At 67.4% G+C, this 14,659-nt stretch carries 14 protein-coding genes and 1 pseudogene; 7 read left to right on the top strand and 8 right to left on the bottom strand.

Translation table 11 applies throughout. The features are described 5' to 3' along the window. Positions 1-66: 66 nt before the first annotated feature. From xerC to ACFUPX_RS04750, 3 genes are all read right to left on the bottom strand, one after another. The gene (gene xerC, locus ACFUPX_RS04760; RefSeq protein ID WP_383315937.1) at positions 67-1,278 is read right to left on the bottom strand and encodes a tyrosine recombinase XerC; all 1,212 of its coding nucleotides are present in this window, start codon (positions 1,276-1,278) and stop codon (positions 67-69) included. A gap of 432 nt (positions 1,279-1,710) precedes the next feature. Then, complete coding sequence (locus ACFUPX_RS04755; RefSeq protein ID WP_383315934.1) at positions 1,711-3,042, bottom strand: hypothetical protein; 1,332 nt, start codon at positions 3,040-3,042, stop codon at positions 1,711-1,713. 49 nt (positions 3,043-3,091) lie between these two features. Further along, complete coding sequence (locus ACFUPX_RS04750) at positions 3,092-3,265, bottom strand: hypothetical protein (RefSeq protein WP_383315931.1); 174 nt, start codon at positions 3,263-3,265, stop codon at positions 3,092-3,094. Positions 3,266-3,353: 88 nt separating this feature from the next. Here ACFUPX_RS04750 and ACFUPX_RS04745 point away from each other — a divergent pair, with 88 nt between their 5' ends. After that, on the top strand, positions 3,354-4,106 hold the full coding sequence (locus ACFUPX_RS04745; protein WP_383315928.1) for an ANTAR domain-containing protein: 753 nt from the start codon (positions 3,354-3,356) through the stop codon (positions 4,104-4,106). A 472-nt stretch (positions 4,107-4,578) separates the two neighbouring features. Then, positions 4,579-4,758, top strand: a complete 180-nt coding sequence (locus ACFUPX_RS04740; protein WP_383315924.1) for a hypothetical protein — start codon at positions 4,579-4,581, stop codon at positions 4,756-4,758. Positions 4,759-5,121: 363 nt separating this feature from the next. Here ACFUPX_RS04740 and ACFUPX_RS04735 read toward each other — a convergent pair whose 3' ends face one another. Beyond that, positions 5,122-5,376 (bottom strand): DUF6225 family protein, encoded by a 255-nt coding sequence (locus tag ACFUPX_RS04735; protein WP_383316419.1) that lies wholly within the window; start codon positions 5,374-5,376, stop codon positions 5,122-5,124. 153 nt (positions 5,377-5,529) lie between these two features. After that, positions 5,530-6,780, bottom strand: a complete 1,251-nt coding sequence (locus tag ACFUPX_RS04730; RefSeq protein ID WP_383315921.1) for a PP2C family protein-serine/threonine phosphatase — start codon at positions 6,778-6,780, stop codon at positions 5,530-5,532. Between the two features lie 1,180 nt (positions 6,781-7,960). On the opposite strand from ACFUPX_RS04730, the gene ACFUPX_RS04725 reads away from it, so the two are divergent. Beyond that, positions 7,961-8,374: an STAS domain-containing protein gene (locus ACFUPX_RS04725; RefSeq protein ID WP_383315918.1), complete on the top strand. Its 414-nt coding sequence runs from the start codon at positions 7,961-7,963 to the stop codon at positions 8,372-8,374. Between the two features lie 5 nt (positions 8,375-8,379). Here the strand turns inward: ACFUPX_RS04725 and ACFUPX_RS04720 are convergent, their stop codons facing one another. Both ACFUPX_RS04720 and ACFUPX_RS04715 read right to left on the bottom strand, forming a co-directional pair. Further along, complete coding sequence (locus ACFUPX_RS04720) at positions 8,380-8,847, bottom strand: ATP-binding protein (RefSeq protein ID WP_383315915.1); 468 nt, start codon at positions 8,845-8,847, stop codon at positions 8,380-8,382. Between the two features lie 194 nt (positions 8,848-9,041). Continuing rightward, positions 9,042-9,380 carry an STAS domain-containing protein gene (locus ACFUPX_RS04715; RefSeq protein ID WP_383315912.1) on the bottom strand — a complete coding sequence of 113 codons (339 nt, stop codon included), beginning with the start codon at positions 9,378-9,380 and terminating at the stop codon, positions 9,042-9,044. A gap of 843 nt (positions 9,381-10,223) precedes the next feature. Between ACFUPX_RS04715 and ACFUPX_RS04710 the strand changes: the two genes are divergently transcribed. The 4 genes and pseudogenes from ACFUPX_RS04710 to ACFUPX_RS04695 form a co-directional block, all read left to right on the top strand. Then, the gene (locus tag ACFUPX_RS04710) at positions 10,224-10,754 is read left to right on the top strand and encodes a GNAT family N-acetyltransferase (RefSeq protein ID WP_383315909.1); all 531 of its coding nucleotides are present in this window, start codon (positions 10,224-10,226) and stop codon (positions 10,752-10,754) included. Between the two features lie 269 nt (positions 10,755-11,023). Further along, positions 11,024-12,139, top strand: a complete 1,116-nt coding sequence (locus ACFUPX_RS04705; protein ID WP_383315905.1) for a methyltransferase domain-containing protein — start codon at positions 11,024-11,026, stop codon at positions 12,137-12,139. A 668-nt stretch (positions 12,140-12,807) separates the two neighbouring features. Then, positions 12,808-13,503, top strand: a complete 696-nt coding sequence (locus ACFUPX_RS04700; protein WP_383315902.1) for a hypothetical protein — start codon at positions 12,808-12,810, stop codon at positions 13,501-13,503. A gap of 99 nt (positions 13,504-13,602) precedes the next feature. Continuing rightward, positions 13,603-13,737 (top strand): annotated as a pseudogene (locus ACFUPX_RS04695) (IS5/IS1182 family transposase); the annotation flags it as partial. A 230-nt stretch (positions 13,738-13,967) separates the two neighbouring features. Here the strand turns inward: ACFUPX_RS04695 and ACFUPX_RS04690 are convergent. Continuing rightward, entirely contained in the window at positions 13,968-14,378 is a 411-nt protein-coding gene (locus tag ACFUPX_RS04690; RefSeq protein ID WP_383315899.1) for a helix-turn-helix domain containing protein, read from the bottom strand. Between the last annotated feature and the right edge of the window lie 281 nt (positions 14,379-14,659).

Here is a 14,659-nt window from a genome sequence, read left to right as displayed (position 1 = left end):
GGCCCGTCAAAGCGGTACTGGAGGGTGTTCGTAGTCTTCTCACTCACGCGACAACGCTCCCACGTCTCACATTTCTCTCACCACAGGGGTCGGGAGACCGGTCAGGCCACTCCAGGTATCCGCCGCCGAACGAAGATCTTCCACGTCCGGCTTCACGTACCAGCGCTTCGTGGCCCTTACGTCGGTGTGCCCCGCCCATCGGGCGAGGAGATGGTCAGAGACGCCCTTATTCGCCAGGTAGGTGAAGCAACTCGCGCGAGCATCGTACAAACGGACTCGCCGGAGCGCGTTGTCGGCCATGACGTCGTACGCCCGCTCGCGCAACTGCCGCACGTTGAGCGGCGCCCCGAGTTCGTCCACCAGCACGTACCCGCTGCCCTTGTACGCTTGCCCCGCGGCCAGCTCCTCAGCGGCTTGAGTCTCCTTGAAGTTCCTGAGTGCCTCTCTGACCAAAGCGGGCAGCGGAAGGCCCCGCTCGCCGGCGAGCGACTTCGCGTCCTTCTCCACCACGGTCTTGTTCCCCATCAGCGTGCGGGTGTTGGCAACGACCAGGGTGGCTGTGTCCAGGTCCAGATCAACCCAACGCATGCCGCACACCTCCGCCGGGCGCAGCCCCATCAAAGACAGGAGAAGCGGGGCATACAGCCGGTGGCACCTCACCGCGCGCACGAAGGCATGGACCTCCGCGACGCTCCAGGGCGGCACCTCTGCCTTGGCCCGCCGCTCCGCCTTGCGCACCTTCCGGGGGATCGTGACCTCCTGGGCGACATTCACCACGACCAGGCGCCGCGTCACGGCCCGGTTGAGAGCCTCCTTCAGCCGCGTGAGGGACATCTCCACCGAGGTAACGCCCAGACCGGGACCAGCCTTCGTGGTGCGTACGCGGCCCTCCCGAAGCGCCCAGACCATCCATTCCTCGACATCGTCCTCGGTGAGCTCTTGGAGCCGAATGTGCCCAAGCCTGCCCCGAACACGGTCCAGGGTCACCCTGTAGGTGGAGATCGTGGTCTCTTCCAGGTCTTCCGCCTTCTTGGCGAGCCACTGATCGAGCCACTCATTCACGGTCATCTTGTTACGCGGTACGAACGCCCCTTCGTGGCGACGGACCGTGATACGTGCGTACTCGGCCTTCGCCTCCCTGAGCGTGCCGAGGGTACGGGTCAGCTGCTTGCGCTTCCCAGTGGCCGGGTCGGTCCCGACGTCGACCACAAACCGGTACCGGACCTGGCCCTTCGCGTTCGGCGGCAGCTTCTTGATCGGGTCAGACAGGATGCTCACTCTCCTTGAGGGCGTGGAAAGCCCACATCGGCGGCGCCAACACTGTCCTTCAGCGAAGGGCGCCGCGATCATCAGGGCAGCAGACAACAGCGCTCGCCTCGTACGAGGTTTGCGGCGCTGTCTGCTTCATCCGCCCCGGCTCCACTGCCAAGCACAGCCGGGTGCGAACACCCTCAATACTCGGGACGATCCCCGGTTTCGGTAACCGGGGATCACCTGCTATATATCGCCCTGCACAACGAGACCTTGCGCACCCCTGCCATATCGTTCTCGGGTCACGACCGGAACACGCCCCTGGGCCCCCGCGCGACTGGCTGGGACAGGGCGGCAGCCCGCCTCGGTCGGACACACCTCTGGCGAAACGGGAGGTAGGTCCCCAACTGCTTCCAGGAACCCACCCGGACCTGACGGACCTGGGTCTCATCGCATCGGTCAGACCTGCAGGATCAGCGCTTCGACCTGTTCGAGCGTCGCCATGCTGGCCTGGGCCGCGGCCCGTACCTTCGTCAGCTTCTCCATCCACTCGATCCGCTGCTCGGCCGGGAGCGCGTCCTCTCCGAGCTGGACTCGCACACGGTGAGCCTCCTCGAAATCGGTCATCAGGGTGTGGGCGGAGTCCACCGCCTGCTGGTAGCCCCCCTCAACGAGCTCGACACGGGCGGGCAGCTCCCGCCGCAGTGTGGCCAGCAGATCGCGCGGGTCGGCCACCGGTACGCCGTGCGCGGTGGTGGCAGCGGCATCCGTGCTAGTCCCGGCGGCCGTGGAGGAGTTGGCGGTGCTTCCGGCGGCGGCCGGGGCGGGGCGACCGAGCTCCACGGGGAACGTCTCGTCGAACCATGCCTTGTCGGCGACGTAGTTGGTGGGCCGTCCCTCGGTGTCAGGAGCGATCACCATCCCTGCGGTGATCGGTGTCCGGTCCTCGACCCAGTGCTGCTCCCCGTAACAGATCAAGGGCGTGCCGTCTTCCGCCTCGGGCGGCTTCATCGCGTCCGGGTGCTCCAGCACGGCCTTCGCGAACGCGAGGAGAAGAGCCCGGCTGATGTCCGGAGCACTGCTCGCCGTGTACGCCAGTGTGAGGGCAGCGAGGGCGCTTTGGGGGGTGCGGCGCACGCCCTTGCGGCCGTCGCCCGCCTCGCTGCCCTGGCCGGGAGTGATGAACGGCTGCGGAGCGTGGATCAGGGCCGGTGCCATCCGCTGGACAAGAGCGGCCCAGGCGGTCGCGTCGCCGGCCTCTGCCCTGAGGAAGAGCGCCTTGAGTGAGCGCGGGTCCTGCCCGGCTGCCTTTGCGGTCTCTGGGACGCCGAAGAAGCCGAGGGCGGAGAGGATGTTGCCTCGGTACAGGAACAGTTGAGCGACGGCGGCGGACCACAGACGGGTGCGTGCCTCTGCTGTCTTCGCCTTGGTCTGGCTCCACGCGGGCTCCTGCAACGTCCCCCTGACGATCGGCCAGAAACGTCCCGTGTCAGTGCGCGCGTTCGTCACCTTCGGGGTCTCGGGCGGGATCTCGGGAAATACGAGCGCAGTGATGGCGCGCACCGCGATGTCGCGGAGCACGGCCGGGGAGACGTCGTCGCCCGCAGGAACAAGCGGCACGAGCGGGTCGAGCGATCCGTTGGCCGTCAGCGCGTCGCGTACCCCGGCCGGATCAAGGAGGTCCACGCCGCGCGCGTCGGGGAACGCCTCGGCGAGCGCGTCCGCGAGGAGGATTCGCGGGTGTAGGAGTCGACGAGCGTCGCGAGCCGGGCGGGCAACGGCGAGTGACATCGCAAGGCGCCCCGATTGATCATGCCGAAACGCCCTCGGCGACTCCCACTCACACCTCCACAGCCATACCGGCAACGCTCGAAGCCCACCGGCGCAGGACGGTGAAGCCTGTGGCGCCGGCGTGCGCCTCGACCAGTTCGGTCAGCGTGTCAACGAATAGTTGAGCCTTGTCGTCATTCACAGCGGGAAAGGCGAAAGCGGTGCCCGTCAGTTGTGGTGACAAGTAGCCTCTTGGAAACTTAGCGTGACCGTCTGGTGCGTGGGTCCCCCTGCGCGGTACCCGGCCCGCTTCGGTCCACCGGGGGATGGGGATGAGCAGGGAAGAGAAGATCACCGGCACTTTCGTGGAGCTCGCCGACACTCTGGCGGACGACTTCGACGTCATCGATTTCCTGCAGCTGCTGGCCTTCCGCTGCTGCGGCATCCTCGACATCTCGGCAGCCGCTGTTTTCCTGGCCTCATCGGAAACAGAGCTGTACAGCCCGGCAAGCAGCGCCACCGATCCCTCCAGAGCCGCGGTACTCGACATGGCCGTACGCGAAGGCCCCGCCGTCGACGCCCACCGCACCGTGGCGGCCATCGCCCCCAGGTACCTCTGCAGTGCTCCAGCCGTCTGGCGCGACTTCACCGTCCAGGCCCGCACCGCCGGCTACACCTATGCCGGTGCCGTGCCGCTGCGGATACGCCGAGAGGCCCTCGGCAGCCTGCTGCTTTTGCGCACCGGCCATGACCCGCTGCCGGTCGCCGACCTCGCTCTGGCGCAGGCGTTCGCCGACGCGGCCGCCATCGGCCTGCTCCACGCCCGCGCCTTTCAGCAGGCCGCCGCCCTCAACGAGCAGCTCCGTACCGCCTTGCACAGTCGCGTCCTCATCGAACAGGCCAAAGGCTTCCTCGCCGCCCACCACGGCATCTCGCCCGCCGAGGCGTTCGAGACCTTGCGCCGCCGCGCGCGCGACCACCGCGTGCGGCTGGCCACCGTCGCCCAGGAAGTCATCGCCTTACGAGATCTGCCCCAAGAACCTCCCACCGCAAGCGATCCGGGCCAGGACACGGCGGCCATGTAAGAGCAGACGCGCCGCGCCTGAAGGCCGGTCGCTCGGCCTCCCGTTCGGCAACTGATGAGGAGGCAGGATGCTCAGCCCGGCCAACATCACGGAGACCACCCAAAGGGCCGCCACATCCTTCGAGCGTTGCGAGCGGCTATGCCAAACGGCTCGGGAGACGATCAGCAGGGCACACCAGACGTGGTCTGAGGCGGTAGAGATCCGGCTGCGGGCGGAGCAGACCCGCGCAGACCTACAGCGGCGGCCCTCTTCGTCCCGATGCGAGGACGGCTCGAGCGGGCCTGCTCCGCCCGCGCTCCCGCCCGACAGCACAGCTCCCGCCGTGCAGCTCACCGCCTTGGTCACCTTCGTGCACGCCCGTCTTGACGAGGAAGCGGCGTCCGCGGACCTCTTCCACCACGCCGACTGCGCGGCAGCCGCAACTCCCAGTAGCCGTGGCCCGGCCAGATGCGGCTGTCGCACCCCATACCGCATGCACCAGAAGATCGATGCCCGCCGCAACATGGCCCACGTCAGTGAGACCGTCATCCGAGAGGCCGACCACGCCGCCCCCGCATGGCCCCGCAACGAGCTGAACGCCCTCCTTGACCTGCAAGCACTCGCCGTGGAGTACGAGCTGCACTGGCTGTGGCAGGAGGAATGGCGGCCATGACCCTCACAGGCCACAGCCGAGGGAGCCCAGGTGACGGCTGTGCCGGATCCCCGTGGTTGTGCATCCCAGCGGGGGCTCTGCTCCACCATCCGGTACAGATCACACCCAGACATTCCTGATTCCCCGGAGCACAGCTCGCTCACGTCCCTACACTCCCGCCACCGCAGGTTCTCCGATGGCCGCACAACCGGCCCGCTGCACAGTCGTTGGGCACTGCGGTCCCGTCGTCCGCGGATCTAGACGTAGGGCCTCACAGCCGTCACGCAGCGAGGCGCTGACCCGTCGTTGCAACGCGACACGGACGACCGCAGCGGCCCTGCGCACACCCGAACAACGGGCATAACCTTTGTCCACCCTCTGCCGCTACGTATCCGTGCCGCCGTGTGCGAAGACCCGGCACGCACAGAGCGGCCCGTACAACACGTCGTATGTCCCCGCCGAACAGTCAGCGAACAGTGTGCGCTGCACCTCGGCCCGCTCCAATGTCCGCTTCGTCGCCCCCCAGAGCAACTCGGCGGGCTCGTAGTCGGTCAGGTAGACGGATGCGTCGTCGGGGAGGTCCTTGATCACGTCGTGGAGGCGGCCCGCCGTCCAGACGTCTAGCACGTGATCGGGGATGTCGGTAAGGACGGAAGTGTTCGAGCTGATGTTCTTCGCAACGGCGTTTCCGCAAACCGGCGCATCCCCGACCTAGTTCCACCACCAGGCTCGGCCTCTGCCCCGCACGGTTTCCCGAACTCGTCACGGGCACGCCTGTTCGGACACAGACGCCTACTGGTCTGTGTGAGAACGCAGTTCCTCGGGTGGTCCGCTGCCGGTGTGGGGGGTGTTGTGGGGGCCGTGCCATTCCATGAACAGGACGGTCGCGTCGTCCTGGAGCCGGCCTTGTTGGTAGTGCAGGACGCCGTGCACCAGGCGGCGCAGGGTTTCGGGGACGGGCAGGCCCTCGGCGTTGTGGGTGAGGATGAAGTCCACGAACCGCTCCAGGCCGAACTCCTGACCGTTAGGGTCTTTCGCTTCGGTGATGCCGTCGGTGTAGAGGACCAGCCGGTCGCCCGGGTTCAGCTGTTCGCGGCACAGGGTCGCTTTGATCCCCAGGTCGGTGCCCAGAGGGTGGGCCGGCAGGCATCGCAGCAGGCCGGACCAGGTACCGTCGCGGCGGATGATCACGGGGGGATGGTGTCCGTGACTGATCCAGGAGATCTGGCCGGTGCCGCTGTCCAGTTCGAGCAGCACGGCAGTGCAGTAGCGTGCGCCCCCGAGTTGTTCGATCAGGGTGCGCTCGATGAACTCGCCGGTGTCGATCAGGTTCGCGTTCTGCCGGCGGGCGTTGCGGCAGGCGGCCACGGCCAGGTTGGCGGTGATGCCGGCCGTGACGTCGTGTCCCATCGCGTCGAAAATGCTTAGGTGCACCACCCCGTCGGCCAGGGCGTAGTCGAAGGCGTCTCCCCCGACCTCGTAGGCGGGCTCCAGGGCGGTGCTGATCGTCACCTGGCCGTTGGCGAACGCCCGGGGCGGCATCAGATTCCACTGCAGTTCCGCGGCCACCGTCATCTGCTGTGTGCGCACGAGGCGGGCGTGGGAGTCACTCTGGTTGCGCACCGAAATGATCAGCAACGTGACCAGGGACGCCAAACGCTGCAGCAGCCTCGTCTGCGCGGCAGAGCCGTCCGTGTCGGCCCGCAGGGCACCAACCCGTTCGGCCCCGTTCAGCAGCGGCGTCCACCACTGGCCCGGCCCCTCCCCCTCAGCTCCCCGCGGCTGCAGGCTCATGAAGGACCGTCCCGCCGGCGTGTCGTCGATCCGCAGCTCGGCGGCCTCCTGGCCGGGGTCGGCTGTGGCGTCCAGGCCCCGGCCGGTCACCAGCCGCAGGACTTCCTCCTGCAGATCGGCGAGATAGATCCGGACGTCGCCGAGTCCCGCATGGGCCGCGTGATCACGCACCAGGCTCGGCAGCTGTTCCAGGGACAGACCATGGCTGGCATCGAGAAGCCCGGCGAACATACGGTCGGTGTCACGCACGTCCATCACCCGGACTGGGCCAGGTTTTCGCGTATCTGCTCGCGGCACCACTACTGTCGGGCCTCAGGTAATCGGCGGTCCCAGGAGGCGGTGGAGCGATGTCGCAACCGACCCCTTGGGTGGTCTCCAAGTCGGCGCACAGCGCGGTGGGTGAACCGGGCTGCTCATAGGGGCGATCTCTCAGCATGTGCTCCATATGGAGATCAACGAGTCTGCGCCTGTACTGGCAACTATGGACGTGTACCGCGTCAACTGTGCAGCCTGCGGATCTGCCGTACGGCGCCCGCGCCCACGGCTGCGGCGCGTTTTGAACGAGGCGGCGCGACAAGCAGTGAGGCGCAGGGCAGGAGTCGGCACGATGCTGCGAGCAGGCGGGACGAGCGGTCCCGGAGATTTCGTGGCCAGATGCTCGAGCAGTCGGCTGCACCACTCCGGCGATCATGGAGTCCGGACGGTTGCCACGCCGGGAGCAGTGGCTCTCATATCCGCCGCCCCGCTGGCTCTACTTCACGGGCCTGCCCAAGTTATGGGGCCAGACCCTACTGCACCCGGCAGAAGCACCCGGTTGAGGCGCAGCCACCCCACCGCGTTGTCGAACAGCGCCTTCGCCCCCTCGGCGTGCGTCGCGTCCACGCCCGCTGGTGCAGGAACGTGCGAAACGGGCACCCCAGGTAAGGCCGATACCGGCAGTGTTGGCGTTCACGACAGCACTGTCGCGCAGCGTACGGTCCGCCGCCAGCTGTGGCGGCGGACCGCTGTCCGAAGCCCGAAGACCCCGTCCGTGCCCCGGGGCGGGCCTCGCACGCTATTCGCGTGTGCGCCGTCGGCCCGAGCAGAGCGCGGAGGGCCGGCCCGGTTCGCTGCAAAAGAAGGGGCCCACCCGACAACTTGGGGCCCCGCAACACGTGGCGCGGGGCGTGCCGGGTCGGGGTCTGGGACGAGGCCATCGCGAGCCTACCCGGCCAAGACCGCCGCACGTTGCCCGGCCTGGCGCAGGCGGCTTGAACCCGATGCGTCAACGCTGCGGGCGTGACTATCACCCGCACGGATGGATGATCGGGCGCGCGAAGACTTCTGCGTGCCTGCGTTTCCTACAGTGGGTGAGTGTCGCCCCGGCCCCTGGCGACGGTCCGACGATCACGAACTCCCGTCCCGCGGGAGTCTCACCTCGGGAACCGCCATGGGCGTCCACGATGCAAATGCGGCCTTGGGGCAACGCTATGATCCCCCGCTGCTGGGACAGCTGCCGGCCCCGTGCCAGCACGCGCGCAGCTACCTTGCCCGGGGCGTCACCGTGGTCGAGATCCACGCCGCCATCGACTTGGGCACCGTCACCGAAGTCCAGGTCCACACCGATGCCGCCACCGCTCTGCCCGGCGCTCAGGTGATCGTGGACCTGAGGCCGGTGGAATTCTTCGATTGTTCCGCCCTCAGCCTGTTCTGCCGGACACGTCGCAGGGCTCTGGAACGAGGCGGCCACCTGGCACTGGTCTGCGTCCGACCCTGGCACCTGCGGATCCTCAACGCGACGGGTCTCAGCGAGGTCTTCAGACCTCTGGCCACGGTTGAGGATGCCCTCAACCGTGCGCACTGAAACTGCTATTGGCGGGCCCGGCCCTGAGTAGCGTCGGCCAGCACGATGGTCGCCTTGACGCGCTTGCCCACAGATTCGCGATGCACCTCGAAGCTGTGGCAGACAGCCATCACGATCTCCAGCCCGTGCTGCCCGACACGGCCCGCATCAGCGGCCCACGCCACCGGCAAGGCGGGCTCCGTGTCCCCCACCGTCACCTCGACGACGCCCTCGCGGACCGCCAAGGCCAGCGTGTACGATCCCGGCGCGTACTTGTAGGCGTTGGTCGTCAGCTCGCTGACCACCAGCTGCACACGCTCCATCGCACGTTCGGACACCGCCAGCCCGTGCGCGGACTGCACATCCGCCAGAAAGGTCCGGGCCAGAGCACGGGACTGCGCAATGCTGCCGCTTCCTTCGTAGGAAGCAGACACGGCCAGCGTGCCGCTGGCTGGCGACGATTGTCGCTCTTCACCTTTTGCAGCCTGTGACATACCGTTCGCCCCTCGCATGCCCACCTATTCTGAGGCGCCTACCCCGAAGGATCGCACCAGACGCCCGTCCCGTGCTAGCGTCCGCCGAAATCTGTGCAAGTCGACTTGCTCTTGGCATCTGTCCCCCATCTCTTCCCCCCCCCGTGCTCAGCCTCTGAACTGGGCGTGTGTTCATCTGGGGATCGAGAAGGCGTTCAGGCGGCAGCCGTCGGGGAACCTTCTGGAAGGAAATCGGACCAGCGGTGCTCAGGGGACAGTTCATGGGCCAGCCGCAGCAGTTCCAACGGCTGTGGCCGCAGGCCGGTGACAGTCAGGGTTCGGCCCGTGCCCAGGCAGGCCGACCGATGATCGTCGAACAGGTGAAGGCCGGCGCTATCCATGAACAGGATTTTCCGCAAATCCCAGGTCACCCGGGTGACGGACAGCGGCAAGTCCCGGACGGCGGCGAGCAGAGCGGGAACGGCGGCGAAGTCGATCTCTCCCCACGGGCTGATGACCGCTTCGACGCCGTCGTTCGACGTGGTGATGAACATGGTGGGCGCCCCCCTCCGGGGGGGTCATGAGCCCAAAGACACTGGAGCCTAGGCACAAGCGGCCCCTGCAGCGATGGCGGGACCGGATGCCCGTGGAGGGAGCAATGCCCGGAACCCGTGAACCAGCCCCCGCAACCGTGGCGGCAGGACACCAGCCAATCTCTCGTCCCATCATCGTCGCACAGCAACGACTGCCCGAACAGGAGGCAATCAAGCGCTACAAGGATCCGAGGGCCGGGACACCCGGACGCCGAAGACAGCCTCGGGCAAGCTCGCGGCCTATCTGGGACGGGAGTTGACGCGCTAGCTGGTATGGCCGGAGCCCCACCCGGGACGCGCCCAGGAGCTGCGGGACAGCCCGCAGTCCTTCGCCGACCACCCCGCTCTGCCAGGCCAGGCGCGCACCGCCCTGCGGAGCGCCTGACGCCGTCCGGCGCCACGGCCGCGGAGATCAACCCGACTCGGCTGTGCCCGTCTCGGGGCCGTATCGGCTGTCCCAGCGGGTGAAGAGCACCGCGCCCGCGCCGCGAGGCGACTCTCGACCCAGTGCTCTGACCGGGAAGGTTCACTGGGTTGGTGGTCGTGGCGGTTGGATGGGCTCTCACGTCCGATGCAACCGCTGGGGTGTGGTGACAGAGGCTATCCGTGTCGTGGCGGAGCGCACTGTCCGTCGTACTCCTGGCCGAGGAAGCCGACACACCATGTAGCCGGTGACGGGGCGGGGCGATTTTCACGTTGCTCTGATGGGTGGGCCGTCTGGGGCTAATAGTTTGATGAGTGCTGGTCCGTGACACGATCGGGGTCGTGGACTACAGATATGCCGTTACGGCTGATGCTCCGGTGATGGCTGATCTCTTCGCAGCCAATCACCACGACGCGCTCACGGAGCAGGAGCGTGCGGAGCAGGGCTTCGTGCAGGGTGGCCTCGACGTCGACACGCTGCGGTCGATGGCGGAAGATGGGGGCTTGCTCGTCGCGGACGATGAGGGGCGCCTCGCTGGGCTACTCGGGCTGGCCTCCGCGGAGAGTATGCCGAGTCCACCACCACCGATCCAGGCATTGCTGAATGCGAAGGATTCGCTCCAGTGGCGAGGACAGTCGCTCCGCTCAGCCGCCTGGCTGCTCTACGGGCCTCTAGTGGTCGCTGCCGCATACCGCGGGAAGGGCGTGGCTCGGGGGCTGTTCACTGCGGGGCGTGAGGCGGCCTCGGCGCACGCCGATGTGATGGTCGCGTTCATCGAACTGGCCAACCAAGCGTCCGGGAAAGTCCATGTCGACGGGTTCGGCATGACCCCCCTGGGAGAATTCACCCTTCGTGGCCGCACTTACGGTGTCGTTGGCGCATCCACCACCGTGAGTGACGCAGGCACCTGATCGACGAGCCGGATAACCGCCTCGGCATTCCCCGAGACGAACTGGTCTCTGTCGCAACCAAGTTGCCGTGACAATCCGCTGGTGAAGGTCTCTCACCTCACTCGAGTCCATGGCGCCTCGTGGTGCGCCAACTCGCTTGCCAACAGGGACGATCAGCACAGTCAGGCTGGCAGTCCTGGCCGTCCGGCTTCGTAGGCAGTGACGCCAGGCACAGCACGGGGAGTGCGGTGTTTGACCCTCACGCGGCGTGATGCCTCATGGTCGGTGGCATGGAGGAACACCTGACCGTGGGACGTGTGGCCGAGCTGGCCGGCGTGAGCGTCCGCACACTGCATCACTATGACGAGATCAGCCTCGTGAAGCCGTCAGCGCGGACTGCGGCCGGGTACCGGGCCTACTCGGCGGGCGACGTGGAGCGGCTGCGGGAGGTGCTCGGCTACCGGCGCCTGGGCTTCGGGTTGCGCGAGATCGCGGCCCTGGTGGACGACCCGGCCACCGACGCGGTCGCACACCTGCACCGGCTGCGCGGCCTGCTGCGGGAACAACGCGACCAAACGGCCGCCATGGTGGCGGCCATCGACAAGGAACTGGAGGCACGAGCCATGGGGATCAGGACGACACCGGAGGATCAACTGAAGATGCTCGGATCGCAGTTGTACGAGTCCATCGGGTCCGCTTATCCGGCAACGCGGCGCACCGAGCCGCGAATCGCCGCGAAGATCTGGGATGCGCTCGGGGACGCCCGGACGGTATTGAACGTCGGGGCGGGCACCGGCTCCTACGAACCCACCGACCGCGAGGTCACGGCGGTGGAACCGTCGGCGGTGATGCGGGCACAGCGTCCCGCGGATGCGGCGCGGTGCGTGGCCGCCAGTGCGGAGCAACTGCCTTTTCCCGACCAGTCTTTCGACGCCGCGATGGCGGTGAGCACTGTTCATCACTGGCCGGACCCGGTCGCCGGGCTGCGCGAGATGCGGCGGGTGGCCCGCCGCGTGGTGGTGTTCACCTACGACGCCAGCTCGACCGGCTGGCTTGAGCGGTTCTGGCTCACCCGCGACTACCTGCCTGAATTCGCCGACCTTCTCGCCGCCTGGCCCTCCCTGGCCGACATGACCCGCGCGATCGAGGGCCGCGCGGAGCCGGTGCTCATCCCGTGGGACTGTGCCGACGGCTTCTTCGAAGCCCACTGGCGCCGGCCCGAGGCGTACCTCGACGAACATGTGCGCCGCGCGGTATCGGTATGGACCAGAGTCGGGCCACAGGCCGAACAGCGGGCGGTGGATAGCCTCCGCGACGACCTTTCCTCGGGCCGGTGGGCCCAGCGCAACCGGGACCTCGTCGCCCTCGACACGGCGGAGCTGGGCCTGCGCCTACTCGTGGCCTGAACCACCGTGCGCTGAGGATCTGGTCCCCGTCTCAGGCGATCTGGTCCGATTCCCTTGTGGTCTCAGGTGATCTGGTTCGTCGACGTCGCCCGGTTCTGCTCACGCCACCAGACGCAGAAGTGAAGCTTCAGGGTGTGACGCTTTTCGACCCCGTGACGCAGCGAGATGTGAGCTGACTGGTCATCGGACGTCGAAGCCCGCGATACCAGGGAGACGCTATGAGAACCGAGTTCTGGCGAACGATCCAGATGGCCATAGAGAAAGACAACTGGACGGCCCGCCTTGTCGTGGCTCTCTGCCCTGCAGCAGTCGCCGTGCTCGGCGCATACACGATCACCACTGCCAGGTAGCCGGTCTTGTACACGCCGAAGCCCCTCGGAACTGCGGAGGAAGACTAGATCAACTGAGACAACAGCTGGGATACACCGGCCCGGGACCACATCAGCTGAGATTCCCGGGATTTCGACGTCTCAGCCGACCTGGCCGCCGCCGATCAGAGGCCAACTCGGAGCCAGATCAATTAGGACAGGACACGTATGTAGCCATCCTCACCTTCCTGGACCTCGCCGCATTCCTCACCTGCTACAAGCAGACTCGCAAAGCTGACTGCGTGAGACATCCAATCAGTGCATACCCCAACTGCCGTAGAAGCGAGGCATACTGCCAGCATGGGCACCGACCCCTTGGCGCATCTGCCTGCTACAAATGACGCCCCACAGACCCCGGACAAGCACGAGCCGGGGGCCGATCAGCGACGCCGGGGGGCCGACGAGCGGGACACTGTCGCCGACGAGCGCGAGTCCATCGCCGACCAGCGCGAAGCCGCAGCCGACCAGCGCGAAGCCGCTGCGAACGCGTGGCAAGATCACCTCGCCTCTCACGAGAAGGAGCTAGACGTACGGCTTCGTGCAGCGGGGGAAGTAACTCCAAGCAGGCAGCAGCGTTCATTTGAGCGGATCGACCAGGCCCAGTCCCTCTTGCGGGCCAGCCACGAGCGGCTGGACCGCAGCCTGGCAGCCCTGCGCCGCTCGGACGCGACGGAACTGCGGGAACAACGCGCCATCGACCAGGAGACAGAACTCTCCACTACGCAGATGGCTGCACAGGGCCCGGAAGCACTCAAGGCCCTGAAGACCCGGGCCAGTAGGCTTCGGGAGCAGGCTTCAGCGGCGGCCGAGGCACTTGCCACGGCCGAGGACGCCCTGGCCCACGAGCACGAAAAGCACCACCGGCCCCAGCAGGCCGCCGAGCACCGACACCATGCCGCACAGGCCCGCACCGCATTCAGTGTGCTGCGCGCCATCACCGAACCGCCCGACGGCGACGACGACGGCACCACACTGCTTCCCCGCTCACCAGCGTGATGACAGGCCGCTACTCGACCGGTCTGCCGCGTCCGCCCAGCGCGCCACTGCACCACAGCTCTTCGCCATCGAGACCCGCGAGATTGGCCCGCTCCTCTTCGGAACCTCGTCCCACGGATCGCCCGTCCCGGCATCGAATCCGGCGAGCACCTTGGACAGCACCCCTGGAAGGTCGAGCGCTCGATCTCCTGGCTCTTCGCCTACCGCCGCCTCACCGTCCGGTACGAACGAAAAGGCAGCCACGTCCCGAACGGGTGGGGCTTCTACCTTGAATTCCAGGGTGGCAACAACTCAACGGGCTACGCCGCGTTCTGACGCTGCTCCACGTCCCGCTGAACCCTCTTCGAGTCGGCGGTCTTGATCGCGAGGGGATATCTTCGCGCACCGAAGAAGCTCATGGCGGACACAGAGCCTCGCTCAAGATCATCCGTGTCCGTCAAGAGCTTCGTGTGCTTGTCCGCCCATCAGCAGCCGCACCTTGCGGTTCCTGACCCGAAGGCTGTCTGCCCGGCGTTCACGAAGCGCCGCTGCAGGGTGCGGTCGGTCGGCGCCCAGCCCTGCGTCGTGCGCATGATCCGCTGGATCTGCGCGGCCGTCCGCGCCGGGTTCTCCCACTTCAGCGCGGCCGCCAACTCGAGCACCTCCACCGGCGTGCGCGGGGCGACCTGCCGCGGTTCGGGCACCAGGGCGGCGAAGCCGCCCTGCCGATAGGCCCGCGTCCAGCGGTCGATCATGCCCCGCGAGACCCTGACCTGTCGGCCGAACGGATCGGTGTGCTCGCGGGTCGCGACCTCCCGCGCCGGACGCCCGCGCTCGCGGGTCGTCAGCTTCGAATCGATCAGGTCCTGGATCAGGCCATAGCGGAACAGGCCCACCTGCCGGGACCTGTCCGCCCGCCGGCGGCCTCGTCCTCACTCGATGACATGCGGCAATCCACCTCGCCTCTCGATCAGCGCCCGCACCAGTGCGGCCGACACGATCAGGATTCGCGGCATCTTCCCGACGGGCCCAGGGGCCGATCGTGTTGATCAACTCGGTAAAGAAGGGCATGCCAGGACTCGGCCTTCTATCACCCGGCCCGCGAACATCCACCGCGACACCGTGTTCACGAGAGGCCACTTCGTGGCCGCCGCCCGATGGGCGGCCGCGACGGCCG

Source organism: Streptomyces sp. NPDC057302, from assembly GCF_042667685.1.
Lineage (GTDB): Bacteria > Actinomycetota > Actinomycetes > Streptomycetales > Streptomycetaceae > Streptomyces.
This window is presented reverse-complemented; position numbering and strand designations above follow the sequence as displayed.

Excerpts from the sequence above, each read along its gene's own strand:
- ACFUPX_RS04755 (WP_383315934.1), bottom strand. The coding sequence starts at position 3,042 with ATGTCACTCGCCGTTGCCCGCCCGGCTCGCGACGCTCGTCGACTCCTA.
- ACFUPX_RS04745 (WP_383315928.1), top strand. The coding sequence starts at position 3,354 with ATGAGCAGGGAAGAGAAGATCACCGGCACTTTCGTGGAGCTCGCCGAC.
- ACFUPX_RS04740 (WP_383315924.1), top strand. The coding sequence starts at position 4,579 with ATGCACCAGAAGATCGATGCCCGCCGCAACATGGCCCACGTCAGTGAG.
- ACFUPX_RS04725 (WP_383315918.1), top strand. The coding sequence starts at position 7,961 with ATGGGCGTCCACGATGCAAATGCGGCCTTGGGGCAACGCTATGATCCC.
- ACFUPX_RS04720 (WP_383315915.1), bottom strand. The coding sequence starts at position 8,847 with ATGTCACAGGCTGCAAAAGGTGAAGAGCGACAATCGTCGCCAGCCAGC.
- ACFUPX_RS04715 (WP_383315912.1), bottom strand. The coding sequence starts at position 9,380 with ATGTTCATCACCACGTCGAACGACGGCGTCGAAGCGGTCATCAGCCCG.
- ACFUPX_RS04710 (WP_383315909.1), top strand. The coding sequence starts at position 10,224 with ATGGCTGATCTCTTCGCAGCCAATCACCACGACGCGCTCACGGAGCAG.
- ACFUPX_RS04705 (WP_383315905.1), top strand. The coding sequence starts at position 11,024 with ATGGAGGAACACCTGACCGTGGGACGTGTGGCCGAGCTGGCCGGCGTG.
- ACFUPX_RS04700 (WP_383315902.1), top strand. The coding sequence starts at position 12,808 with ATGGGCACCGACCCCTTGGCGCATCTGCCTGCTACAAATGACGCCCCA.